Origin of the sequence: Cohnella baijiui (assembly GCF_020731285.1) — a bacterium.
In the GTDB taxonomy this organism is placed as follows: Bacteria; Bacillota; Bacilli; order Paenibacillales; family Paenibacillaceae; genus Cohnella.
Genome location: NZ_JAJFOW010000001.1, coordinates 325,141 through 347,695, shown reverse-complemented (window position 1 = coordinate 347,695; position 22,555 = coordinate 325,141). Strand labels below are relative to the sequence as shown.

At 60.5% G+C, this 22,555-nt stretch carries 20 protein-coding genes and 2 pseudogenes; 15 read left to right on the top strand and 7 right to left on the bottom strand.

Annotation, left to right across the window (positions count from 1 at the left end):
• Window positions 1-9: 9 nt before the first annotated feature.
• Window positions 10-594, top strand: coding sequence for a VUT family protein (locus tag LKX83_RS01485; protein WP_227880154.1), 585 nt, complete (start codon window positions 10-12; stop codon window positions 592-594).
• On the opposite strand, the gene LKX83_RS01480 is transcribed toward LKX83_RS01485, so the two are convergent.
• Complete coding sequence (locus tag LKX83_RS01480; protein ID WP_227880153.1) at window positions 588-1,538, bottom strand: DNA-3-methyladenine glycosylase family protein; 951 nt, start codon at window positions 1,536-1,538, stop codon at window positions 588-590. The genes LKX83_RS01485 and LKX83_RS01480 overlap by 7 nt on opposite strands.
• Before the next feature lie 252 nt (window positions 1,539-1,790).
• On the opposite strand from LKX83_RS01480, the gene LKX83_RS01475 reads away from it, so the two are divergent.
• Window positions 1,791-2,321, top strand: a complete 531-nt coding sequence (locus LKX83_RS01475; RefSeq protein ID WP_227880152.1) for a GNAT family N-acetyltransferase — start codon at window positions 1,791-1,793, stop codon at window positions 2,319-2,321.
• Here LKX83_RS01475 and LKX83_RS01470 read toward each other — a convergent pair.
• On the bottom strand, window positions 2,285-3,343 hold the full coding sequence (locus LKX83_RS01470; protein ID WP_227880151.1) for a HoxN/HupN/NixA family nickel/cobalt transporter: 1,059 nt from the start codon (window positions 3,341-3,343) through the stop codon (window positions 2,285-2,287). The two genes, LKX83_RS01475 and LKX83_RS01470, sit on opposite strands and share 37 nt — an antisense overlap.
• A 97-nt stretch (window positions 3,344-3,440) precedes the next feature.
• Entirely contained in the window at window positions 3,441-4,307 is an 867-nt protein-coding gene (locus LKX83_RS01465; RefSeq protein ID WP_227880146.1) for a helix-turn-helix domain-containing protein, read from the bottom strand.
• Between the two features lie 123 nt (window positions 4,308-4,430).
• On the opposite strand from LKX83_RS01465, the gene pyk reads away from it, so the two are divergent.
• Both pyk and aspA read left to right on the top strand, forming a co-directional pair.
• Complete coding sequence (gene pyk, locus LKX83_RS01460) at window positions 4,431-5,849, top strand: pyruvate kinase (RefSeq protein ID WP_227880144.1); 1,419 nt, start codon at window positions 4,431-4,433, stop codon at window positions 5,847-5,849.
• A gap of 187 nt (window positions 5,850-6,036) precedes the next feature.
• A complete protein-coding gene (gene aspA, locus LKX83_RS01455; protein ID WP_227880142.1) occupies window positions 6,037-7,464 on the top strand; it encodes an aspartate ammonia-lyase in 1,428 nt (475 codons plus the stop codon).
• On the opposite strand, the gene LKX83_RS01450 is transcribed toward aspA, so the two are convergent.
• On the bottom strand, window positions 7,401-7,841 hold the full coding sequence (locus LKX83_RS01450; protein ID WP_227880140.1) for an MFS transporter: 441 nt from the start codon (window positions 7,839-7,841) through the stop codon (window positions 7,401-7,403). The two genes, aspA and LKX83_RS01450, sit on opposite strands and share 64 nt — an antisense overlap.
• 66 nt (window positions 7,842-7,907) lie before the next feature.
• Window positions 7,908-8,918: a type I glyceraldehyde-3-phosphate dehydrogenase gene (gene gap, locus LKX83_RS01445; protein WP_227880138.1), complete on the bottom strand. Its 1,011-nt coding sequence runs from the start codon at window positions 8,916-8,918 to the stop codon at window positions 7,908-7,910.
• Window positions 8,919-9,025: 107 nt separating this feature from the next.
• Between gap and LKX83_RS34660 the strand changes: the two genes are divergently transcribed.
• The 6 genes from LKX83_RS34660 (at window position 9,026) to LKX83_RS01420 (ending at window position 14,539) form a co-directional block, all read left to right on the top strand.
• Window positions 9,026-9,361, top strand: a complete 336-nt coding sequence (locus LKX83_RS34660; protein WP_373238404.1) for a TetR family transcriptional regulator C-terminal domain-containing protein — start codon at window positions 9,026-9,028, stop codon at window positions 9,359-9,361.
• Between the two features lie 62 nt (window positions 9,362-9,423).
• Entirely contained in the window at window positions 9,424-10,362 is a 939-nt protein-coding gene (locus tag LKX83_RS01440) for an aldo/keto reductase (protein ID WP_227880136.1), read from the top strand.
• A 61-nt stretch (window positions 10,363-10,423) separates the two neighbouring features.
• Window positions 10,424-11,344, top strand: a complete 921-nt coding sequence (locus tag LKX83_RS01435; RefSeq protein ID WP_227880131.1) for a Gfo/Idh/MocA family protein — start codon at window positions 10,424-10,426, stop codon at window positions 11,342-11,344.
• Window positions 11,345-11,423: 79 nt separating this feature from the next.
• Window positions 11,424-12,146, top strand: a complete 723-nt coding sequence (locus tag LKX83_RS01430; RefSeq protein ID WP_227880129.1) for a type 1 glutamine amidotransferase domain-containing protein — start codon at window positions 11,424-11,426, stop codon at window positions 12,144-12,146.
• Window positions 12,130-12,699 (top strand): TraR/DksA C4-type zinc finger protein, encoded by a 570-nt coding sequence (locus LKX83_RS01425; protein ID WP_227880127.1) that lies wholly within the window; start codon window positions 12,130-12,132, stop codon window positions 12,697-12,699. The genes LKX83_RS01430 and LKX83_RS01425 overlap by 17 nt, the downstream gene beginning before the upstream one ends.
• Window positions 12,700-12,820: 121 nt before the next feature.
• Window positions 12,821-14,539 carry a family 10 glycosylhydrolase gene (locus tag LKX83_RS01420; RefSeq protein WP_227880125.1) on the top strand — a complete coding sequence of 573 codons (1,719 nt, stop codon included), beginning with the start codon at window positions 12,821-12,823 and terminating at the stop codon, window positions 14,537-14,539.
• 584 nt (window positions 14,540-15,123) lie between these two features.
• Here the strand turns inward: LKX83_RS01420 and LKX83_RS01415 are convergent.
• Window positions 15,124-16,038: pseudogene (locus LKX83_RS01415) on the bottom strand (MFS transporter); the annotation flags it as partial.
• Between the two features lie 76 nt (window positions 16,039-16,114).
• Between LKX83_RS01415 and LKX83_RS01410 the strand changes: the two are divergent.
• From LKX83_RS01410 to LKX83_RS01395, 4 genes and pseudogenes are all read left to right on the top strand, one after another.
• Window positions 16,115-16,493 (top strand): annotated as a pseudogene (locus tag LKX83_RS01410) (molybdopterin oxidoreductase family protein); the annotation flags it as partial.
• A 113-nt stretch (window positions 16,494-16,606) separates the two neighbouring features.
• Complete coding sequence (zwf, locus tag LKX83_RS01405; protein ID WP_227880123.1) at window positions 16,607-18,109, top strand: glucose-6-phosphate dehydrogenase; 1,503 nt, start codon at window positions 16,607-16,609, stop codon at window positions 18,107-18,109.
• Window positions 18,106-19,533, top strand: a complete 1,428-nt coding sequence (gndA, locus tag LKX83_RS01400) for an NADP-dependent phosphogluconate dehydrogenase (protein WP_227880121.1) — start codon at window positions 18,106-18,108, stop codon at window positions 19,531-19,533. Before zwf ends, gndA begins: the two co-directional genes overlap by 4 nt.
• Window positions 19,534-19,659: 126 nt before the next feature.
• Window positions 19,660-20,592, top strand: a complete 933-nt coding sequence (locus tag LKX83_RS01395; protein WP_227880119.1) for a manganese-dependent inorganic pyrophosphatase — start codon at window positions 19,660-19,662, stop codon at window positions 20,590-20,592.
• 101 nt (window positions 20,593-20,693) lie between these two features.
• Here the strand turns inward: LKX83_RS01395 and LKX83_RS01390 are convergent, their stop codons facing one another.
• Window positions 20,694-21,698: an LLM class flavin-dependent oxidoreductase gene (locus LKX83_RS01390; RefSeq protein WP_227880117.1), complete on the bottom strand. Its 1,005-nt coding sequence runs from the start codon at window positions 21,696-21,698 to the stop codon at window positions 20,694-20,696.
• Between the two features lie 302 nt (window positions 21,699-22,000).
• Between LKX83_RS01390 and LKX83_RS01385 the strand changes: the two genes are divergently transcribed.
• Entirely contained in the window at window positions 22,001-22,543 is a 543-nt protein-coding gene (locus tag LKX83_RS01385; RefSeq protein WP_227880115.1) for a GNAT family N-acetyltransferase, read from the top strand.
• Window positions 22,544-22,555: the final 12 nt, after the last annotated feature.

Genomic DNA, 22,555 nt, shown 5'->3' with positions numbered 1-22,555 from the left:
AGGCGCGATATGAAACTTCCCCGATCCGCATCGATTTCCTCCGTGCTCGTACTGTCATATCTCACTGCCATCATCCTGGCTAACGTTCTAACGGCCAGCCTTGCCCCGATTGCCGCAGGTTCGCTACTGATCCCGGCTGGTTCGTTCTTGATCGGGGCGACGTTCATCCTGCGCGACCTTGTCCAGCAAGCGATCGGGCGACGGCATTCGTACCTCGCGATCGCCGCCGCAATGATTCTCTCCGCGGTCAGCTCCCTCGCGCTCGGGGATTCGATCTGGATCACGGTCGCTTCGGCGGCGACGTTCCTGTTCTCCGAATCGGCGGATACGGAGGTCTACACCCGCCTCCGCTTGCCGCTCGCGCAGCGTGTACTCTATAGCGGTCTCGCCGGAGGCGTCATCGACAGCGCCATCTTCGTCGTCATCGGATTGTCCCCGCTCGGCGCTGGCGTGCTGCCCTGGGCGCTCGTGGGGCCGGCGATCGGCGGCCAGGTGCTCGTCAAGACGCTCCTCCAAGTCGCGGGCGCGGCCGTCATCCACGAGCTGGCCAAGCGCCGCCGCCTCCCGAACGGGGGGCTGGAGAGGTCTCATTGATCCGATAGGCTGCGCCACAAGTAAAACGTCGCGAAGGCTTCCCATCCTGCCCATGGCGCATATAGCGCGCGAAGCTCCGCAAGCGACGGCTTGGCTTCCAATCCGAGCAGCTTTCGAACCGCTTGATGAATGCCCGCGTCCTGGATCGGAAACGCTTCGGGATAGCGGAGGCACCGCATGAGCGCGTAGTTGGCGGACCAAGGCCCGATGCCGTGCAGCGACGTGAGCCGGGCTACGGCGGCGTCGAAGCCGCTGCGGAGCGCAGTCGATGTCCTGTCCAGCGCGCCGCTCTCGGCTTCGCGAGCGACGCCGACAAGGAACGCGGATTTGCTCCGCGAAAACTGCAGCGGCCGCAGATCGTCCGGCGTCAGTCGCGCGATGGCCGCCGGATCGGGAAACGTCCAATAGCGCTCGCCTTCGTAGTCCACGGCTTCGCCGTACGTTTGGACGAACCGCTTTTTTAATTGATAGGCGAAGCTGAGCGTGATCTGCTGTCCGATGATGGACCAGCAGAGCGCCTCGAACAGGTCCGGGACGCCGATAATGCGCAGGCCGTCGTGCCGCGCGACCAAAGGCCCGAGGACCGGATCCCCGGACGCCATCCGGTAGAAGGCGTTCAGATCGGCGTCGAGTCCGAACCACTCCCAAACGTAGGCGGCCGCCTCGAGCAGGCGTTCGGGCTCCCGGCCGCCGCTCAGCGAGCGGATGCGCAGCTCGCCTCTGGATTCGTCGTTCGACACCTCCATCAGAAGCGGCCGGTCCCGAACGCGAAGCAGCTTCAAAATCCGGCCGTCCTCCGTCACGCGATGGAGGACTTCTTCGTTGGAGCGCTTCAAATAGTGGAGCGTCTCGATGTAGGAAAACGGCTGCGGGACGGTCAGGACGACGCCGTCGCCGTCCGCCGCCGCACGGATCGACTGCTGCGAGTCGGCGTGCATATTCATGGGCGTTCCTCGATTCTTGGAATATCGTCTTTCGCGTTGGTTCTTTATCGTTCCAGTATAAACGTTTTTTTCGGCTCAGTGGAAGACGCCACGCATGGCGGATTCGATAGCTTGAAGGAATCGATCGAAGATCTCTATCGCCCGGCGCATTGACGCCGATTCGCGCGCGGTGGTACATTGAGACTAAATGTTAATCCGATTAAAATAGTCAACATATCGGATCAAGATGACGGTGAAAAGGGGGACTCGAGGTTGGAGACTTTACCGGACATTCGCATCCGCGACGCCGTTCCGGCGGACGCGACGGCCATTCGAGACCTCTTGCTCGAAGCGTACGGGCAGTACGAGACGCAGTTTCCGGAGGGGCGCTGGGCGCCGTACCGCGACGAACTGATCGAATCCGTCACGCGCGAAGGACCGCTTGCCCGGATCGTGGCCGAGTCGGACGGCCGAATTGTAGGAAGCATATTGCTGTTCGATTCGGGGGACAGCGCCTACGGCATGCCGAGCCTCGCAATCGACACGCCGGTCATCCGGCTGCTCGCGGTGGCGCGGGAGGCGAGGGGAAGGGGCATCGCGGCCGCCCTCATAGAAGAGAGCGCCCGCCGCTCTCGCGAACTGGGCGCTCTCACGATGTACCTGCATACGTCCGATCTCATGGCCGCCGCGATCAAATTATACGAGCGGCTCGGCTTCGAGCGGGCGGTCGACAAAGACATGTTCAACGGCGTCACGCATATCAAAAGCTACGTGCTCCGGCTGCGCGAAGCCGCACGGCGTTGAGCGTCAGCCGCTACGGCATCCGGCTGCTGCCGGCGTCGCCAGACGATCCTCGACACGAGCCAGGCGAGGACGAAGACGGCGACGAGCGCATAGCCGACCCGCTCGAATTCGATGCCGGCGATCCAGGCGAGCAGCGGCCCCTTGCCATCGGCTTGCTCGCTAAGCACTTGAATGAGCTCGACGATCCCGATGACGAGCGCGGCGGCGACGGACACCGAGGTGACGATCGCGTTGTAGACCAGCTTGCGCTTCGGCGTGGCGAACGCCCAGCGATAGGCGCTCGTCATGAACATGCCGTCCGCCGTGTCCATGAGGCTCATCCCTGCGGCGAAGAGCAGCGGCAGCGAGAGGATGCCGAAGATCGGCATCGTCCCTTGGGCGGCGGTGGCGGAGATGGCCAGCAGTCCGATCTCTGTCGCCGTATCGAAGCCGAGACCGAACAGGAAGCCGAGCGGGTACACGTGCCAGCTTCGGCTGACGAAGCGGTAGAGCGGCTTCAGGAGGCGGGAGAACAGACCGCGCGCGTTCAGCAGCGCCTCGAGCTGGTCCTCCTGCAGGCGGCCTTCGCGCAGCCGGCGGAACAGCGGGAGCAGCTGCAGCAGCACGATCAGATTCAGAACGCCGATCACGACAAGGAAAAGGCCGGAGACGGACGCGCCGATGACGCCGCCGATCTCGCCCATCTCGGGTAACCGGTCCTGGACCCAATGCATCGAGAACGCGATGGCAAGCACCATGATAAAGACGACGGACGAATGTCCGAGCGAAAAGTAGAAGCCCACGCCAAGCGGGCTTCTTTGTTGTTCGACCAGCTTGCGGACCGTGTTGTCGATCGCGGCGATATGATCCGCATCGAAGGCGTGGCGAAGGCCGAGCGTGTAAGCGAGCAGGCCGACGCTCCAGAACGCGGCGTCTTGCCGGGCGGCGGTCAGCAGGCCGAACATGCCGGCCAAGTGGAGGCTGAAGACGACGAAGAAATAGCCGGACCAAGATTTGCGGATTTGCCAGAGAGAACGGAACATCGGCGGCCTCCTGCCAGAACGGGACAAGAAATTGGTAAAAATGTAACATGATGATGACGAGGTGGTCAATAAAGATGCTAGATTCAATGACATATCATCAAGGCTTGCGGCTCATGTAATCGGTTGGCGTTCGCCCGGTCGTCCGTTTGAAGATCCGTTGAAAGTAGGAGACGTCCCGGTAACCCAAGTATTCGGCGATCTCCGCCACCGTGAGCAGGGAATCGGACAACAGATAGACGGCGGTCTTGATCCGCGCCGCGTGGACGTAGGCGCTGATCGTCTGGCCGGTCACGCGCTTGAAAAGCGCGGCCGCATGGTTGGGCGTCCGCCCGATGCAGGCGCCGAGCTCGTCCTTGGTCACCCGCTCCCGGTAGTGGCTGGCGACATAGTCCTTCATCCGCTCGGCCATTCGGGTCGACGAAGGCGCCGCAGGCTCCCGAAGCCGGTCGCGGCTCCACAGCACCGCCAGCTCGCAGAGGATCGCTTCCGCCCGCAGCGCGGCGAACGGCGTCTGCTCGGACCATTCCTCCTGCATCGTGCGGAGACGCTCGATCATCCACTCGTACATCCCCTGCCTGGCATGCGCCGGTTCCGCGTCGCCGAACAGCGGAATGCGGCGGGCATCCTCCGAAAGCGCGAACGTGACGACGTATTTTTCGTGGAACACGGAAGGGATGCTTTTGGCATAGTAGGCCGTATGCGGCGGGAGATAGAGGAAGTCGCCTTTCTCGAGAATGATCTTCCGTTCTCCGATCCAGTAGACGAGGCGTCCGTAAGTGACGGCTACGAGAGTCGCCAGCGCTGCCGGGCACTTATCCGCCCTTTCGTCTAACGGGTTTTCCAGCCGTTCTACCGGATTCTCGTCACCGCGTTCGTCCCAATCGTTTGGAGGGGCGTCCGCTACTTTCGTTTGCTCGAACCAGTCCGTGCCCCGGTCTTGCCTGACGTTCTCGATCCGAATCATGCTACCCCTCCAATGATCGTACTATGATCTGTTTATCATACTATAATTCATATTCATCCGACAAAATTCGATCTACAATAGAGGGCGAGAGGTTGGACAACGGCAGAGGAAAGGGAGAGAAGCATGCGGAAAACGAAGATCGTATGTACGATGGGCCCGGCTTGCGAGTCGGTCGAGGTGCTGAAGCGGATGATCGGCGCGGGGATGAACGTTGCCCGCCTCAACATGGCGCACGGCGAACTGGAGGATCACAGCGGACGCATGGCGCGCATCCGGCAGGCGGCGCAGGAGACGAACGCGTTCGTCCCGATTCTGATGGATATCAAAGGACCGGAGGTCCGCATCGGCAAGCTGGCCGAACCGGGCGAGTTGAAAGCCGGGGATCGGCTGACGCTGACGACCGAGACGATCGTCGGCAACGTTGAGCGCATCTCCGTCAACTACGCGGAGTTGCCGCTCGTCGTGAAGCCCGGCAATCGGATCCTGATCGACGACGGCCTGATCGAGCTGACCGTCGAGTCCGTCGGTGCGACGGACATCGTCTGCCAAGTCGTCAACGGCGGTACGATCAAGTCGAACAAAGGCGTGAACCTCCCGGGCATCCGCACGACGCTTCCGGGCGTCACGGAGCGGGACATCATGCACATCCGGTTCGGCGTGCGGGAAAAGGTCGACATTATCGCGCCATCCTTCGTTCGCCGCGCGGAAGACATTTGGCAAATACGGGCCATGCTGGAGGAACTCGGCGCGGGGCACATCCAGATCATTTCCAAGATCGAGAACGAGGAGGGCGTCGACAATCTGGACGCCATCATCGAGGCGTCCGACGGCATCATGGTCGCGCGCGGCGACCTAGGGGTCGAGATTCCGGTCGAAGAGGTGCCGATGATCCAGCGCGAGATGATCGAGAAGTGCAACCTCGCCGGCAAGCCGGTCATCGTTGCGACGCACATGCTCGACTCCATGCAGGTAAATCCGCGTCCGACGCGCGCCGAGGTGAGCGACGTCGCGAATGCGGTGCTGCAGGGCACGGACGCGATCATGCTGTCTGGCGAGACGGCGGCCGGCAAATACCCGGTCGAATCGATCGAGACGATGGCGAGCATCGCCGTCAAAGCCGAGTCGATGCTCGACTATGGCGAGTTATTCCGCAAGCGGAGCCAGCTGCAGCCGTCTACCGTCACCGAGGTAATTAGCCAATCGGTCGTCAGCGCTTCGCTCGAGCTCGGCGCCGCCGCGATCCTGACGCCGACCGAGAGCGGGTTCACCGCGCGGATGGTCTCGAAGTATCGGCCGAAGGCGCCGGTCGTCGCCATCGCGTCCGACGCCAACGTGCTGCAGCGGCTGTGTCTGCTGTGGGGCGTCGTCCCGGTGAAGGGCGAGAAAGCGGAATCGACGGACGACGTGTTCGCCTCCGCCGTGCGCAACGGCCGCAAGACCGGCTTGCTCGCCGCTGGCGACCACGTCGTCATCTCCGCCGGCACGCCGATCGGCAAAGCCGGCGCAACCAATCTGATCAAAATCGAGCAGCTGGCGGAATAGCCGTCGCTGCAGGAATCAAAGGACGAGAACGGAGTCGCCTCCGGACTCGTCTTTTTTCGTATTGCGTCCGGAATTGTCCCGCTTGTTGACCGGCAGATGGCTCGTAAGGCGGACGACCGATATGCTACAATGGGGTGAGGCTGCAAAAGGTAGATATTGCAAGCGGCCGACCGAAGGGGGCGTACGGATGTCTTACCGGATCGAGAGAGACTTTCTGGGCGAGAAGCAAGTGCCAGCCGAAGCGTATTACGGCATTCAGACGCTGCGGGCGGTTGAGAACTTCCCGATCACCGGCGTGCCGGTGCATTTTGAATTGATTGCCGCACTGGCGCACGTGAAGAAAGCGGCCGCCAAAGCGAATGCCGCGACGCATATGCTGCACGCGCCAATCATGGAAGCGATTGTCCAAGCGGCGGACGAGGTAGCCGAAGGCCAGTTGGCGGATCAGTTCATCGTGGATTCGATCCAGGGCGGCGCCGGCACGTCCATCAATATGAATATGAACGAAGTGCTCGCCAATCGCGCGCTGGAGATCCTGGGCCGCGCCAAGGGCGACTATTTCCATTGCAGCCCGAACAACCACGTCAATATGTCCCAATCGACCAACGACGCCATCCCGACGGCGCTCAAGATCGCCGCCCATCAGCTCTCGCATCGGCTGCTCGAGACGCTCGACGAACTGCAGCAAGCCTTCGCCGCCAAGCAGGCGGAGTTCGACGACGTCCTCAAGATGGGCCGAACCCACTTGCAGGATGCGGTGCCGATCCGAATGGGACAAGAGTTCGGCGCCTATGCGGCGGTCATCGGCCGCGACATCAAGCGCATTTCGAGCGCGACGAGCCATCTGCTGCCGGTCAACATGGGGGCGACGGCCGTCGGGACGGGGTTGAACGCGAAGCCCGAATACATACGCGAAGTTGTCCGGCTGCTGGCCGAAGAGCTCGGCATTCCGCTCGAATCGGCGGGCGATCTGGTGGATGCAACGCAGAATACGGACGCCTACACCGAGCTTTCCGCCTCGCTGAAGGTGTGCGCCGTGAACCTGTCCAAAATCTGCAACGACATCCGGCTCATGGCTTCCGGGCCGCGGACCGGCCTCGGCGAGCTGCTGCTCCCCGCGCGGCAGCCGGGCTCCTCGATCATGCCGGGCAAAGTGAATCCGGTCATGGCCGAGGTCGTGAACCAGACCGCCTTCCAGGTCATGGGCAACGATCACACGATCTGCCTGGCCTCGGAGGCCGGCCAATTCGAACTGAACGTCATGGGTCCTGTCATCGCCTTTAACCTGCTTCAATCGCTCAAAATCTTGCGCAATGCCGTCGACGTCTTTATCCGATACGCGCTGGAAGGGTTGGAGGCGAACCGCGAGCGTTGCCAGACGTATGTTCGCAACAGCTTCGGCATCGTAACGGCGCTCAATCCGCACTTGGGCTACGAGGTGGCGGCGGGCCTGGTCAAGGAAGCGCTGAGGACAGGCATGACCGTTCAGGATCTCATCCTGGAGCGGAACCTGATCACGAAGGAAGAAATGGACGTCATCCTCGATCCCGTTCAAATGACGACGCCGGGCATTTCCGGCGAATGGCTCCTTGGACGCAACGGCGAATCCGAATAAGGCCGAACCGGGTAACTAGAGCATAAAAAGAAGCGTGAGAGCGCGGCGATCGCGCTCTTTTTTATGCGCAAGACACAAAATCGAGCGGGGAGCATAGATTTGTTCATCGATGAAGCCTTATGGTTTGAAAACAACTGGCCGGACGTAATGGCACAGAGATATCTCCAACCTACATATTGCACCACCAAGCCGCCAATCACAGGACCGAGCCCAAACCCCAGGGATACGGAGGACATGATGAACGTCATCGATTTTCCCCGACGTGCCAGCGGTACATAACGGGTGAGCAGCACGATGGACAGGGAGAACGCTGCGCCGGCACCGACAGCTTGAACAATGCGGGCCGCAAGCAGCACCCAGAAATGGTTGCTGAGCATCGCCCCAACCGATGAGCGCTTCGTTTTTCTCGGTCATCGTATTGTGGATTGGGTTTGGGAAGTTACTTACCTTGCGATCTTTGCGAAGTGTTCCAGCGTGCGAACCAATTGAGCCGTGTAAGACATTTCATTATCGTACCAGGCTGCGGTTTTTACCAGTTGCTGGTCCCCGACCGTCAGCACTTTTGTTTGGGTGGCATCAAAAAGCGAACCGAATGTCATCCCCTTAACATCGGAAGATACAATCTCGTCTTCCGTGTATCCGTAAGTTTCCGGATCGGACGCTTCTTTCATGGCGGCGTTAATTTCCTCGGCCGTAACCGTAGTGTTCAATACGGCAACGAGCTCGGTTACGGAACCTGTCGCTACAGGTACACGTTGAGAAGCGCCATCAAGTTTACCCTTCAATTCGGGAAGAACGAGGCCTATGGCTTTTGCGGCACCGGTGGAATAGGGGACAATGTTCTCTGCAGCGGCGCGTGCTGCTCGAAAGTCTCCTTTTGGATTCGGAGCGTCAAGCGTGTTCTGGTTGCCTGTATAGGCATGAATGGTCGTCATTAATCCGGATCGAATGCCAAACTTGTCGTGCAGAGCTTTCGCCATGGGAGCCAGACAGTTCGTCGTACAGGAAGCGCCGGAAATAACGGTTTCCGTTCCGTCCAGCGTTTCGTGATTTACGTTGTATACGATTGTTTTCATGTCGCCTGTAGCAGGAGCGGAAATGACAACTTTCTTCGCCCCACCTTTTAGGTGAAGCTCCGCCTTTTCTTTGGTGGCGAAGAAACCTGTACATTCCAGCACAATGTCTACGCCAAGCTCGCCCCAAGGGATTTCTTCAGGGTTGCGGTGAGCCAATACCTTCACTTCTTTACCATTCACGGCGAAGGCTCCGTCATGCACTTCGATGTCCCCGTGAAAAATGCCTTGCGTCGTATCATATTTGAGCAGATGATCCAACATTTTTGCATCGGTAAGGTCGTTAATGGCCACAACCTCGACATCCTTCACCTCTTGAATTCGACGAAAAGCGAGTCTTCCGATCCGTCCAAAGCCGTTAATGCCTACTTTTACGCTCATGACACAGTCCTCCTGCTATTTTTATTTATCCCGCTCCGGACGCGATTTCCTAATAGGTTTTGTCGCAAGAAAAAAAGAGACCGATCGGTATCTTTATTGTATCATGCATGGAGGGATTGACAAGGCTTCAGTCGAATATTTTGATATCATGCAAAATGAGAATAAGGTCATTCGGAGGAACCCGTGAAAAACGGAGACCGGACAAGAGAACACATTATTATGAAATCAGCGGTTCCGAGGCGGTCGGTCAAGAGCGGTCTGCGTCAGGTCGGCTGATTGCTTTTTTTCGCGTTTATGAAGATGTGGTCGACAATCCGCCATTTCTTGGCGGATGCCCCCTGCAGAATACGGCTGTAGAAAACGACGATACGCATTCGGAGCTTTACGATCGAGCACGGCAAGGGCTGCGCAATAGCATAAACGTCTCGCTTACGGTTTCGTAAACGCGCGTTTTTGCGCTACAATAGAGCTATCTGGCGCGAAAGAGCGCAGGGGAGGAGATTCGATGGAGAAGACGGTGTTGGGCCGGACCGGCCTGCAAGTGACGAAGCTGAGCTATGGCGCGATGGAAATTCGCGGCCCACGGGTATGGAGCGGCCGTCCCGTCGCGGACGAAGAGGCGGAGCGCATTCTGAACGAGGTGTTGGACGCGGGCATCAACTTTATCGACACTTCCTACGATTACGGCCGAAGCGAGGAGCTGATCGGAAAGTTCCTAAGCCACCGGCGGGAGTCGTTTTACCTCGCGACCAAGTGCGGCTGCACGCTCGTCGACCGCGGCGATCACGACGAGACGCCCCATGTATGGACGAGGGACAATCTGCTGCACAACATCGAGACCAGCCTGCGTCGTTTGAAGACGGATTACGTCGACCTGCTGCAACTGCACGGACCGACCGTTCAGCAAGCCGAGGAAGGTCAGCTGATCGACGTCCTGAAGGAAATTCAGGCTTCGGGCAAAGTCCGCTGGATCGGAATCTCCAGCTATTTGCCGCACTTGTCCGATTATATCGCTACAGGCGCCTTCGATACGTATCAGGTGCCGTATTCCGCCCTCGAGCGCGCGCACGAGCATCTGATCGACGAAGCGGCGGCGACAGGGGCAGGAACGATCATCCGGGGCGGTGTCGGCCAAGGCGAGCCTGGCGCGGGTCGCGGTCTTGCGGACCGGTGGGCGCATTGGGAGGCGGCCAAACTGGACGAGCTGCTCGAGGAAGGCGAGAGCCGCACGGGCTTTATGCTGCGGTTCACGCTGACGCATCCGAATCTCTCTACGACAATCGTCGGCACTAAAAATCCGGAGCACCTCCGCGAAAACGTGCGCTTCGCTGCAAAAGGCAAGCTGCCGGCGGACGTGTATGCCGAGGCCAAGCGCCGGCTGGGCGCGGTCGGCTGCGCGCCGCTGACGCCGCCTTTGTCCGGGACAGACGTCCCGACCGAGTGACGACCGCTCCGACGTGTGACGCAAGTGAAGAAGCCCGACAAACGGGCGGGAGGGAATTGAGATGACGATCCGGGTCGGAATGATCGGGCTGGGCGATATCGCCCACAAAGCTTATTTGCCCGTTCTGGGTGCGCATGCGGATGCGGAGCTCGTCGCAGTTCAGAGCCGGTCCGCGGAAACGGTCGACCGGATCGCCGGGCGTTACCGCATCGCGAACGCGTTTACGGAGCGGGAGGCGTTTCTGCGTACGGAGATGGATGCCGTCTTCGTACATAGTCCTACCGGGACGCACGAAGAGGTCGTGACGGCTTGCCTGGAGCGAGGGCTCCATGTCTATGTGGACAAGCCGCTCTCCTATGATATCGGGGCTTCCGAACGGATGGCCGAATTGGCGGCGAAGCGAGGGTTGCTGCTGGCCGTAGGGTTCAACCGGCGCTTCGCCCCGCTCTACGCGGAGGCGAAGGCTTGGATCGAGGAGGCGGGCGGCTTCGACTTCGTCATCGCGCAAAAGCATCGGACGCGGCAGCAGGGGGTGTCGGCCAAGCTTACGCTATACGATGATCTCATTCATATGCTCGATCTGCTGCTCTGGCTCGGCGCGGAGCCTGCCGAAGTCGCGTCCTGGCTGCAGGAGACGAGCGATGACGGCCGCTTGCTGCACGCCTCCGGCGTTCTTCGCTTCGGCCGTCGCGAAGCGGTATTCGGCATGAACCGGCGCGCGGGTGCAGATTTGGAGCGCTTGGAGCTGCACGGCGGCGGCCGTTCGGCCGAGATCGTCAATCTGGAGACGGCCGTCTGGCGCGACAAAGTTCGGGGAGAGACGCGCAGCGCGTTCGGCGGCTGGGAGCCTATCGCCTTTCGGCGCGGGTTCGCAGGGGCGGTCGACCATTTTCTCGCGTCGCTCGCGGAACCGGAACGGTGCCTCGTCAAAGCGGACCGCGTGCTCGATTCGCATCGGCTGATTGAACGCTTAGGCGGCTGAGGGGTTCATCGCCTGGCAGATTCTTCTCTTCTGCAAAGGGGTAAAAAGAAATATCTTACCCCCAAAGGAGTGAAGCCTCATGAACGCGAAAAAAGTGCTGGTGGTCGTCTCGAACGGACATCGGATGGATAACGGCCGAGTGGCGGGCGTCTGGTTCTCCGAGCTGGAGGAGCCCTTGTCGGAATTCATCTCCCAAGGCTTGGAAGTGACGGTAGCCAGTCCTCGCGGCGGGGCTTGTCATATCGATCCTGCCAGTCTCTCGGAGGAGCGGCAGGTGCATTCGGATGAGACGAGGCAGCTGCTTGCCCATACGCTCGCCCTCTCCCAAGCCAAGGCGCAAGACTACGACGGCATATTCCTGTGCGGCGGCCACGGCGCCATGTTCGATTTTCCGCAGAACGTGCATCTGCAAAATCTGCTGACGGACTTCACCACTTCGGCGAAGCCGATCGGCGCCGTATGCCACGGCGTAGCCGGCTTGGTCGGCGCCAAGCTGGACAAGGGCAACTGGCTCGTGGAAGGTCGCGCCGTCACCGGGTTTACCAACGCGGAGGAGGCGGAGGTCGGACTTGTCGACGAAATGCCGTTTCTTCTCGAGACGAAGCTGCGCGAACTAGAAGCGCGCTTCGTCGCGAAGCCGAACGGCCAGGAACATATCGAAGTGGACGGCAGTCTGGTCACCGGCCAGAATGCGCAGTCTGCCGAGGCTGCGGCGAGTGCGTTCGCCAAGCTCGTCCATGAATCGGACCGCGGCTTGCATGCCCGTCCGGCGGGAGGGATTTTGGATGAAAGATCTAAATGATGCCCGGATGGCCAAGCTGAAAGAAGCGTTGCTCGAACAAAAGCGGGAGCTGAAGAGGCATTTTGAGCTCGAGAATGAGATGGAAGGGGCTTCTTTGACCGAATCGTCGGGCGAACTTTCCGCCTACGACAATCACCCGGCCGACATTGCTACGGAAACGTACGAACGGGGGCGGGACGCGGCGATAGACGCCGCGCGCGCGCAGCTGCTGTTGGACGTGAATCGCGCGCTTGCCCGCATGGAGAAAGGCACGTACGGCAGGTGCGAAACTTGCGGAGAGTGGATCCCGTACGAGCGGCTGGAAGCGGTACCGTACACCGCCTACTGCATCGCGCATGCACCTGAAGCGGATCGTCCGCCCGCTCGGCCTGTCGAGGAGCAAGTCATGACGCCGCCTCCGAAAGGGGCCGGGGAAAACCGCCAGCGAGCCGCAGGCCGTTTCGACGACGCGGGCGCCTGGGAGGCGGTGGAGTCGTACGGCAACTCGTCCGATCCGGCGCCGTCGGCGGAGCCCGAATCCGAAGCGGCGGCAACCCGAGAAATGCGCGAGTAAGTCTTACGGTCGAATGAGGAGATTCTCATTCGACCGTTTTTGCGTTTTCCAGCAACCATCTTCCTCCAATTGCGTCTAATAGATGCACATAACGATTAATAGGCTTGGAGGATTTCGGTTGATGAAAGTTCGGAAGTGGTTCGCGTTACCGTTGGTGCTTGCCCTTATCTTTCTGTCGTTCGGTTCGCTCGCGCAAGCCGCGGCCGTCAAGGCCATCACGATTTACCTCGACGGGAGACCAATTCAGTCCGATGTCGCGCCCTACATTCTCCCGAAGGTCGACATCACGATGGTGCCCATTCGCGTCGTGAGCGAAGGCCTGGGCGCCAGCGTCGACTGGTCGGCCAAGACGAAGACGGCTACGATCACGCAGGCCGGCTCGAAAATTCAAATGACGAGCGGGCAAAAGTACGCAACCGTCAACGGAAGCCGCGTCTCTCTCGACGCTTCGGTAGAGACCAAATCCGGCCGCGTTACGGTACCGCTCCGTTTCGTCGGCGAAAGCCTCGGCCTGACCGTGAATTGGGACGGGACCGCACGCACCATTACGCTGGTGTCCGGCAGCGGCAGCGCCGACCCCGACGCCGGCTCCGGCGGGAACGCGGGCGGCGGGTCGGATAACGGCGCCGGCGGCGATCCGAGCAGCGGCTCCGGTGCGGGCGGAGACAACGGCACGGGCGGCGTCCCATCGAACCCCGGCAGCGGCTCAGGCGGCAGCAATGGGGGCAACGCGGGCGGTGGCGTCACGGGATTGCGCGGCGCGTGGATTTCCAGCGTGTACAATCTCGATTGGCCTTCTACCGCCTCCTACGGTGATCGGTCGCTGCAGCAGAACGAGTTCGCCTCCATGCTCGACCGACTGAAAGGCATGGGCATGAACGCCGTCTTTCTGCAGGTCCGGCCCGCGGGGGATGCGCTCTACAAGTCAAATCTGGTTCCTTGGTCCAAGGTGTTGACGGGCATGCAGGGCGTGGATCCGGGCTACGACCCGCTAGCCGTCCTGATCGAGGAGGCGCACAAGCGCGGCATGGAGTTCCACGCCTGGTTCAATCCGTTCCGCGCCAACGTCGACGCCAAAACGGACAAGCTCGCGTCCAATCACGTGGCGGTGCAGCACCCCGATTGGATCGTTGCTTCGGGTACGCAGCTGTACATCAACCCGGGCATTCCGGAAGCGAGACAGCACATCATCGACGTCGTGATGGAGGTCGTCAGCCAATACGACATCGACGGCGTGCATCTGGACGACTACTTTTACCCGTCGGGCGGCGTCTTCAGCGACGACGCGACCTTCGCGCTGTACAACCCCAAGTCGATTCTGCTCAAAGCGGATTGGCGGCGGGACAACATCAATACCTTCGTGCAGAAGCTCGGCGCCGCCATTCACAAGGCCAAGCCGAAAGTCTCGTTCGGCATCAGCCCCTTCGGCGTTTGGCGGAACGTCGCGAAGGATCCGACAGGCTCTGACACCAAAGCCGGCGTGACCGCCTACGACAACATGTATGCCGACGTCCGCACCTGGATTCGACAGGGCTGGGTGGATTACGTCGCGCCGCAAATTTATTGGAGCCTCTCGTTCTCCACGGCCCGCTATGACAAGTTGGTCGACTGGTGGTCGAACGAAGTGGCCGGAACTTCGGTGAAGCTCTACGTCGGCCACGCCCCCTACAAGCTCGGCACGACCGAGACGGGATGGCAGTCGTCGGACGAGATTATCAATCAGCTGCGTTACAATGCCCAAAACGGCCGCGTCCAGGGCGATTTGTTCTTCAGCGCGCGGCATCTGCTGACCAACACCCTCGGCGTTGGCCAAGCGCTCCAAAAGTATTATCAGCCCTAATCGCAAAAGGATGAAACCCGATACGAATCGGGTCTCATCCTTTTTTTGCCGCGGGTCAACCATTATCGTTACCCTTTTGCGCGACATCCCCTTCGCTCAAGGGAGGTTGCTTCGCGTCCCTCGGGACGTTATCCCCTTCGCTCAGGAGAAGAGGTTTTCGCGTCCCTCGCACGTTATCCCGTTCGCTCAGGTGGTGAATGTTTCGCGCCCCTCGCACGTTATCCCGTTCGCTCAGGAGAAGAGGTTTTCGCGTCCCTCGCACGTTATCCCCTTCGCTCAGGAGCGTTTCCCGTCTTCATTTACCTTTGCAATAATCCCTCGAAATGAATTCGCGAATTGAACGGTCCTGGCTGCGATCAAGCTGCCGGTCATGCTGGTCAGATGCCATGGTAAGCGTAGAGTGTTTCTGAGCGAAAGGGATATCGTAGAAAAGCCGGTAGGGAACAGTCAGGGGCGGAAACCGCATCGCTAAGCTGCCGGTCATGCTGGTAAGATGCCATGGTAAGCGTAGAGTGTTTCTGAGCGAAAGGGATATCGTAGCAAAGCCGGTTGGGAGCAAGAATTGGGGGTCGGGAACCGCAGCTCTAAGCTGCCGGCTCCACGCGCGCCTTACCGTCTTGGCCGAGCCAAGTCCGTTTCCAAGCGCCCTGGACGATCGACAATACGAGAAGGCAAGCGAGTGCAACGCCGCAAGCCGGGCGTATACGAGCCGGTTGCATCATACAAGCTGCCGAGCACGATAGGCAGCAAATAACCTCCCAATCCGCCTGCGGCGCCGACGATGCCGGTCATGAGGCCGATCTCGTCGCCGAACCGTTGGGGGACGAGTTGAAAGACGGCGCCGTTGCCTGCGCCAAGACACATCATGCCGACGAAAAGAAGAGCGATGACGTCGGTCAACGGGGGCAGCATGGAAATCGAGGCAAGCATCAGTCCGGCGCCTGCGTAGAGGATCATCAGCATGCGGATGCCGCCGATTTTGTCGGACAAATATCCGCCGACCGGGCGAAATAAGCTGCCCGCGATGACGCACACCGTCGTGAAATCGGCGGCGCGGACGGCGGCTAATCCGTTCTGGGCGTTGAAAAATATCGTCAGGTAGTTGGTTAATCCGACGAAACCGCCGAAGGTAACGCTGTAAAGGAGGCAAAACAGCCAGGCGTCGCGGTTTTTCAGTACGTGGGCATAGGCGATAAGTTTCTTGGAAGCAGGCTGACTCGGGCTCTCCTTGGCGATGAAGCTGAAAACCAGTAAACGACTGCGATTGGGATGAGCGCGAGCCCGAAGACCATCTCCCAGCTCCCGTAATGCTGCGCCAACCGGTTGGCGAACAAGGTCGCGAATACGGTGCCGCTATTGCCTGCGCCCGCGATGCCCATCGCCAGTCCCTGGAATTGAGGAGGATACCATCGGCTGGCGAGCGGGAGCGCCGCGGCGAAGGAGGAGCCTGCGAACCCGAGCAGCAGCGCCACGACGTACAGGTCGCTCAGCGAACTTACTGAGCCATTGTGGCGTTGGCTGGAACGAACGGGCATGACGGCTGTGCGCGAGCGCTTGTTCGACGCTGCCGAGCGGGAGTCGCTGCCGCTGACGATGACAAACGGCCGGATGCTCTCGCACTATTTGACCGGCGTACAGACCCGTCGCAGTCCGTCGCTGCTCGCGCGGGAGGTGGAGAACGTCATGGAAATCCATCCCGAGACCGCCCGGCGACATCGCGTCGAGGACGGCGAACAGGTGCGCCTGACGTCCCGGCGGGGCAGCGCGATCGTTCGGTGCCGCGTCACGCCGAACATCCGAGAAGATACCGTCTTTGTGACCGAAGCACTGGTCCGGCGTGCAAAATGTAAACAAAACGACCAATCCTTCGCTCGATCCGGACTGCAAGATGCCGGACTTCAAGACGTCCGCGGTTCGGATCTCCGCGTTGGCGGAGGAATCGCTTTTCATGTGATCTTCACGCGTTCTTCATCGAACCTTCATGAAAGCTTTCGCCAAAAGTGTTATTGTTTTGATTACAGTTAGTAGCTATCGAGAATCCAGAATCGGCGGAACGGAGGAGTCATCATGCAGGCATCCGCATTCGTACTGTTTGGCGCCACGGGCGATCTGGCGAAGCGCAAGATCTTCCCGGCTTTGTACAATCTCTATCTCGAGGGCAAGCTGCCCGATCGATTCGCGGTGTTTGCGCTCGGGCGCAAGCCGTTTAACGACGACCTGTTCCGTTTGCACATCGCCGAGTCGCTTGGCCGCTTTTCGAGGAAAGGCGGACAAAATGCATCCGCAATCGCCGATTTTACGGCCAGCATCCAATATTTGACGATGGACGCGTACGATCCGAAGAGCTATCTCCGATTGAAGATAGCGGTAGAGCGGAGAGAGGCGGAACTCGGATTGCCGGGCAACAGGCTGTTCTATCTCTCCGTCGCGCCGGAGCATTTCGGGCCGATCGCGCTGCACATCCGGGAGAGCGGCCTCGGCGATGCGGCGGGAGGGGCGCGGCTCATCATCGAAAAGCCGTTCGGCCGCGACCTTGCTTCCGCACGCAGCTTAAACGAAGCGCTCAGCCAAGCATTCCCGCCCGAGGACATTTTCTACATCGACCATTACCTCGGCAAGCCGATGGTGCAGAATTTGCAGGCGCTCATCGCGTCGAACCCCGTCTTGAAAGCCGTGCTGAACAACCATTACGTCGCCAACGTCCAAATCACCGCCAGCGAGACGGTCGGCGTCGAGGAGCGGGCCGGCTATTATGACAAAGCGGGCGCGCTGCGCGACATGTTCCAAAATCATATGCTCCAATTGCTGATGATGACGGCGCGGCATTCGGAGGTGTACGACAAGCGCAAAATCATCGACTCCGCGTACCCGGTCGCCAAAGAGGAAGCGGCGCATCACGTCGTGCTGGGCCAATATGTCTCCGGTCGGCTGGATGGCCGGGAGATGGCCGGGTATCGGGAGGAGCCGGGCGTCGATCCGCAATCGGTCACGGAAACGTATGCGGCCGCGCGTCTGACGCTCGACGATCCGATCTGGCGCGGCGTGCCGTTCTACATCCGGACGGGCAAACGGCTGAGCGAAAAGTCGACCCGCATCGTTGTCGTCTTTAAGGACCCGATGGAGCGCCATACGTCCGATCAGCCGGCGCGCAACTATTTGATCGTCCACATCCAGCCGGATCAGAGCGTGGACTTTCAGTTGAATTTGCATGGCCTTAACGGGGAGATCCAACCGGTGCAGCTGCACTTTGCGAGCGACGCCGCGGAGGTGCCGGAAGCTTACGAGCTGCTGCTCTACGACGCGCTGCGCGGAGACGCGACGTTCTTCGCCCATTGGGACGAAATCGAGCTGTCGTGGAAATGGATGCAGCCGATCCTGGACGCGATTGAGGAAGGTCTCGTACCGCTTCACGACTATCCGGCCGGTTCGCTCGGGCCGCCGGCGGCCGATCGTTTGCTGGCGGAACAGGGCTTTGCCTGGGTCGAGAATGATCATGGCCGCGCTTTAGAACCGGCAGTTGCAGGGGAGCAAGGAACAGAAAAGACGCGAAAGGAAGTTGCAATCGGATGAAGCGATCGCAAATCGGCGTGATCGGACTGGCGGTCATGGGGAAAAACTTGGCGCTCAACATCGAAAGTCGGGGGTATGACGTCGCGGTCTACAACCGGTCGCCCGAAAAAACGGAAACGATGCTGAAGGAAACGGAAGGTAGGCGGATCCGCGGCGCTTACAGCTTGCAGGAATTCGTAGACGCGCTGGAGACGCCTCGCCGAATCCTGATCATGGTTCAGGCGGGGAAGGCGACGGACGCGACGATCGAGCAGCTGCGTCCGCTTCTTACGCCTGGCGATCTGATCATCGACGGCGGCAACGCCTATTTCGAGGATACGGCGCGCCGCAGCGCGTCGCTCGAGGCGGACGGTATTCTGTTTATCGGCGCGGGCGTCTCCGGCGGCGAAGAAGGCGCGCTGAACGGACCGGCGATCATGCCGGGCGGCCAGCCGGAAGCCTATGCGCTCGTCCGGCCCGTCCTGGAAGCCATCTCGGCGAAGGTAGGAGAGGATTCCTGCTGCACCTATATCGGTCCGCAGGGGGCCGGTCACTACGTGAAGATGGTCCACAACGGGATCGAGTACGGCGATATGCAGTTGATCGGCGAAGCGTACGATTTGCTGAAGCAGGTGCTCGGGATGGACGCCGCGGAGCTGCACGAGACGTTCGCCGAGTGGAACCGCGGCGAGCTCGACAGCTATCTCATGGAGATTACGGCCGACATCTTTACAAAGGCCGATCCGGATACGGGGTTGCCGCTCGTGGATGTCATCCTCGACAAGGCCGGGCAGAAAGGAACGGGCAAGTGGACGAGCCAAAACGCCCTCGACCTCGGCATGCCGCTGTCGGTCATCACCGAGTCCGTGTTCGCCCGTTTCCTGTCCGCCATGAAGGACGAGCGGACGCGCGCGAGCCGCGTGCTGCCGGGCCCGGCCCGAACGCCGTTCGCCGGCGATCGCGCGGCGTTCGCCGAAGCGATCCGCCAGGCGCTGTACGCGAGCAAGATCATCTCGTACGCGCAGGGCTTCGCGCAGATGAAGGCCGCGTCCGACGCGTACGACTGGAATTTGAACTACGGGGGCATCGCCATGATTTTCCGCGGGGGCTGCATCATTCGGGCGCGCTTCCTGCAGAACATCAAGGACGCGTACGATCGCGACAGCGCTCTGGACAATCTGCTGCTCGACCCCTATTTTAAAGACGTGCTGGACCGCTACCAAGCGTCGCTGCGCCAAGTCGTAGCGGCCGCCGTCTCCCAAGGCGTCCCAGCCCCGGCCTTCTCCGCGGCAATCGCCTACTACGACAGCTACCGCTCGGAGCGGCTGCCGGCCAATCTGCTGCAGGCGCAGCGGGATTACTTCGGCGCGCACACATACGAGCGCACCGACAAGCCGGGCGTCTACCATACGCAATGGTTTGCGAAGGAACCAAGCATCCGTTAACCGACAACGGGCATCGAATCGAGAATAGGGAACTTCGGAAATACGACGCGACGCGGCATTTGTCTTGCTTGTCCGATTCAAGGTAAGGTATAATTTGTACGCCAATATCTAATAAGGAGTATGAAGATGGGAAAAGTATTGATCTTCGGGCATAAAAATCCCGACACCGACACGATCTGTTCCGCCATCGCCTACGCCGACCTGAAGACGAAGCTCGGCCAAGACGTCGAAGCCGTCCGCCTCGGCAACGTAAGCGCCGAAACCCAATTCGCGCTCGATACGTTCAAGACCGCCGCTCCCCGCCTCGTGGAGACGGTCACGAACGAAGTAAAGGAAGTCATTCTCGTCGACCATAACGAGCGTCAGCAAAGCGCGAGCGACATCGATCAAGTCCGCGTTGTCGAAGTCATCGACCACCATCGGATCGCGAACTTCGAGACGAGCGGCCCGCTGTATTACCGCGCAGAGCCGGTCGGCTGCACGGCGACGATTCTGAAGAAATTGTACAAAGAAAACGGCGTCGAGATCGGCAAGGACATCGCCGGCCTAATGCTGTCCGCCATCATCTCCGATTCCCTGCTGTTCAAGTCGCCGACCTGCACGCCGGAAGACGTCGCAGCCGCGCGCGAGCTGGCCGAAATCGCGGGCGTTAATGCCGATACGTACGGCCTGGACATGCTGAAAGCCGGCGCGAACCTGATCGACAAGTCAATCGACGAGCTCGTCTCGCTGGACGCGAAGGAATTTTCGATGGGCAGCGCCAAAGTCGAAATCGCCCAAGTGAACGCCGTCGACGTGAACGACGTGCTCTCCCGCCAGGCGGAGCTCGAAGACAAGCTGAACGGCATCATCGCGAGCAAAGGGCTCGACCTGTTCCTGTTCGTCGTGACGGACATTCTGAACAACGACTCCGTCGGCGTCGCCCTCGGCAAGTCCGCTGCGATCGTCGAGCAAGCATACGGCGTGAAGCTGGAAGGCAACAAAGCCGTCCTCAAAGGCGTCGTCTCCCGCAAGTCGCAAATCGTGCCGGTGTTGACGGACGCGTTCAACAAGCAATAATGACCGTTCTACACCGCAAAAAAACGCCGCCCAGCTACGTTTGTAGCCGGGCGGCGTTTTGCGTTGCGAATGGGCGCGAAAAGTTGGGAGGACTTGGGGGCTTATCCCTTCAGTCCGAAAGCTTCGGCGATCAGCTCGTAAGAGCGAAGCCGCGCCTCGAAGTCATGCGTCACGGTAACGATCATGAATTCGTCGATGCCGAGGCGCTCGGCCATTTCGCCGAGCTTGGCCTTCACCTGCTCGGGCGTTCCGACGATGCGGCGATGGCTGCCGGCTTGCAGGCGCGCCAAGTCGTAGTCGGTGTAGGGGTAGGATTCCGCCGTCTCGACCGAAGGGAAGCGATCGAGCAGACGCCCGTTTTCGAGCGATAGGAAAAACAGCTCGGTGCTTGACGCAAGCCGCTTGGCCTCGGCCTCAGTCTCGGCGCAAACGACGTAGACGGCCGCCAGCAGGTTGGGCGCGTCGTTCAGCGCGGAAGGCTGGAAGCGCTCCTTGTAGTGACGGACGGACACTTCGCTGTCGGGCACGCCGAAAAACTGCGCATAGGCGTATGAAGCGCCGATCTCGGCGGCGATGACGGCGCTGCCGAAGCTGGAGCCGAGCAGCCACAACTCGGGCACGGTCGGGATGACCGGCGAGGCCGTCAGCCCGGCAAAGCGGTGGCCGGACGGTAGCGCGTCGTTCAGATAGCCGATCAGATCGGCCACCTGCTGGGGATAGTTGTCGATATGCGAAATCTTGCCCTCCTGGAGGGCGCGCGTCGAGATCGGCATGCCGCCGGGCGCGCGACCGAGGCCGACGTCGATCCGGCCGGGGTTCAGCGCTTCGAGCACGCGAAAGTTCTCGGCGACCTTGTACGCGCTGTAGTGCGGGAGCATAATGCCGCCGGAGCCGACTCGGATGCGCTGCGTATTCGCGGCCAGATGCGCGATCAGCACTTCGGGGCTGGAGGACGCGAGTGCCATCGAAGCATGGTGCTCCGCCACCCAGAAGCGATGATAGCCCAACCGGTCGGCGGCTTGCGCGAGACGCGTCGTCTCGCTGAGCGCGTCCGCGGCGGTGCGGCCTTCGGCGATCTGGGATTGGTCCAATAGGCTAAGTCTCATGAGATCACCTCTTCGCGGGACATCGGTATCTATTCTTACCTACAATAGCAAAGGAAGCGTGACCGCTCAAATCGGCTTAGGCCGCCTGCGGACGAGAAAACGGCAGGTTCTTCGACGATAGGGCATATCTGTGCATAAATTTCGCACATTTCAAATCGGCCCGCTCATCCGCCGCCGTCTTTGCTTGGCGGGGATGCAAGTAGACTTTTGGATGCCGGTGAGCTACGATGAGGGGAGAAGCGCCCCGCGGAGCTGTTAAAGCTTCGTTTTTGTTTTTCGCGGGGCTGGCGGGAGGAAGCGGCATGCGGTTCGAAACGTACGATCGGTTGGACGAGCGCGTTTGGCCGGCGGCCCGGCGGCTCTATCGCCAGGCGTTTCCCGACGGAAAGCCGGACGGGATCGTCGAGGGGATGTTCGCCCGCGGGCTCAGCCTGCTCCAGATCGGCGAGGTCGACGGCCGGGTCGCGGCGATGGCGATCACCGGCGTCATCCGGCAAGCGAATGCCCTGTTGATCGATTATTTGGCGGTTTTGCCGGAAATGCGAGGTCGGGGGATCGGCACCGCGTTTGTCGACGCGATCCGGGACTGGGCGGAGTCGACGGGCCTGGAGGGGCTCATCCTCGAAGCGGAAAGCGAAGCATCACCCGCCAACGAGCGCCGCATCCGATTTTGGGAACGCTGCGGCTTCATCGCCACCTCCTACGTGCATCAGTATATATGGGTGCCCGAACCTTACCGGGCGATGTACCTGCCAATCGGCCAGGCGCCGAACTTGCCGCGGGACGGAGAGGCGCTGTTCCGCCACATCGGCGCGTTTCACCGCAAGTCGTTCCGCGGGTCCTGAACGATCCGACAT